A 2283-nucleotide genomic window follows, 5' to 3' on the forward strand; every position below is an offset into this window, starting at 1 on the left:
CCAGTTTTGTCATGTGTCGCGAGTGTGGTCAGGTAGATACTTGTCCGAATTGTGATATCTCCTTGACCCTCCATATGGACACCAAGACCATGGATTGCCACTATTGCAACTACCGTAAGCCAATCCCAACAGTCTGTCCTAATTGCCAAAGTCGATCCATTCGCTATTATGGGACGGGGACCCAGAAGGCCTACGATGAGCTACAAGAAATTTTCCCTGAAGCCCGCATTTTGCGGATGGATGTCGATACCACTCGGAAAAAAGGGAGTCACGAAGCTTTGTTGGACCAGTTTGGTAAAGGACAAGCCGACATTTTACTGGGGACCCAGATGATCGCCAAAGGTTTGGATTTCCCCAATGTAACGCTAGTCGGTGTCCTCAATGCTGATACAGCCCTAAATTTGCCTGATTTTCGCTCGTCAGAGCGGACCTTCCAACTCTTAACCCAGGTGGCAGGACGGGCTGGTCGTGCGGATAAAGAAGGACAGGTTCTGATCCAGACCTATAATCCTCATCATTATGCCATTGAATATGCGAAACGCCAAGATTACGAAGGTTTTTATGCCTATGAAATGAAGGTCCGCCACCAATTTGGCTATCCACCTTATTATTACACTGTAGGTTTGACCCTTTCTCACAAACAAGAAGAGGTCGTGGTTAAAAAAGCTTATCAGGTGATGGACCTGTTGAAAACAGGTCTATCAGACCAAGTCCAAATCTTGGGACCAACGCCAAAACCGATTGCTCGTACGCATAATTTATTCCATTATCAGATCCTGCTGAAGTACCGGTTTGAAGACCAGTTACCACAAGTCTTAAATCAGATTTTGGACTATACTCAAGAGCGGGAAAATCAAGATCTTCGGGTCAGCATTGACAATGAACCGCAAAGTTTTATGTAGAAGGAGAAAAAATGACAAAAATACTATTTATGGGAACGCCTGATTTCTCGGCTACAGTTTTAAAAGGCTTGATTTCTGACGAACGCTATGAGATTCTAGCCGTTGTGACTCAACCAGATCGAGCAGTTGGTCGGAAAAAAGAAATTCGGATGACGCCGGTAAAAGAAGTGGCTTTAGAAGCAGGCTTACCAGTCTACCAGCCGGAAAAACTATCTGGAAGCCAGGAGTTAGAAGATTTATTAGCTTTGGGGGCAGATGGGATCGTCACAGCAGCCTTTGGACAATTCTTGCCGAGTCGTTTGTTAGAGGCGATGAAGTTTGCTGTCAACGTGCATGCTTCCCTTCTTCCAAAATACCGTGGTGGAGCTCCTATCCATTATGCCATCATGAATGGGGATAAGGAAGCTGGTGTGACCATCATGGAAATGGTCAAAGAGATGGATGCCGGAGATATGATTTCCTCTCGCGCCATCCCTATTTTAGAAGAGGACAATGTGGGAACCATGTTTGAGAAATTGGCTCTTGTCGGTCGGGATCTTCTCTTAGAAACCTTACCACCTTACCTTGCGGGAGAACTCAAACCACAAGCTCAGGATCCCAAACAAGTAACCTTCTCTCCCAATATCAAACCGGAAGAAGAACGCCTGGATTGGACGCGGACCAACCGTGAACTCTTTAACCAAGTTCGAGGCATGTATCCTTGGCCAGTTGCCCATACCTTATGGAAGGGGGAACGCTTCAAGGTTTACCAAGCAAAACCATGTGAAGGACAAGGAAAACCAGGAGAAATTTTGGCTCTCCATAAAAATGAAATCGTTGTTGCGACGGGGGAGGGAGCCTTGGCCTTGACCTTGGTTCAGCCAGCTGGCAAACCTAAAATGGCTGTTGGAGATTTCTTAAATGGTTTAGGGCGACAATTGCAAGTAGGTGATCAATTTGGTAAATAAATTGCAGACTGCACGAGGGTTGGCCCTCTCTACCCTAGGAGAGATTTTCCAGGACGGTGCTTTTTCAAATATCGCCCTCAAAAAAGCTCTGGGAAAGTCAACTTTGTCAGAAGTGGATAAAAGTCTGGTGACTGAAATTGTCTATGGGACGGTTTCGCGTAAACTAACCTTGGAATGGTATCTATCGCACTTTGTCGCTGATCGAGACCAGGTAGACCCATGGATTTATCATCTTTTATTGATGAGCCTTTATCAGTTCGTCTATCTTGAGAAGATTCCTCCCCATGCTGTTGTCCATGAAGCAGTAGAGCTTGCCAAGCAACGGAAGAAGGGGAGTGAGAAATATGTCAATGCTCTCTTACGGAAAATGCTACGAGAGGGGCTTCCGTCGATTGACCAGATTAAACGAGTCAACAAACGACTTTCGATCCGTT

General features: G+C 45.7%; 3 protein-coding genes. All 3 read left to right on the plus strand.

Annotated elements, in window-relative coordinates; all coding sequences use genetic code 11:
- Positions 1-902 (plus strand): replication restart helicase PriA (gene priA / locus ACLOR3_RS09875; protein ID WP_412037193.1); only part of this gene is annotated, 902 nt, incomplete at its 5' end.
- Between the two features lie 11 nt (positions 903-913).
- Positions 914-1849 (plus strand): methionyl-tRNA formyltransferase, encoded by a 936-nt coding sequence (gene fmt / locus ACLOR3_RS09880; RefSeq protein WP_042507435.1) that lies wholly within the window; start codon positions 914-916, stop codon positions 1847-1849.
- The coding region (locus ACLOR3_RS09885; RefSeq protein WP_412037194.1) for a transcription antitermination factor NusB at positions 1839-2283 on the plus strand (445 nt) is incomplete at its 3' end. The genes fmt and ACLOR3_RS09885, both read left to right, overlap by 11 nt.

It is taken from the genome of Streptococcus intestinihominis, assembly GCF_046824975.1.
Taxonomy (GTDB): domain Bacteria; phylum Bacillota; class Bacilli; order Lactobacillales; family Streptococcaceae; genus Streptococcus.

What these genes read in the sequence shown, in the direction of transcription:
- fmt (WP_042507435.1), top strand. Translation starts at nt 914, where the DNA reads ATGACAAAAATACTATTTATGGGAACGCCTGATTTCTCGGCTACAGTT.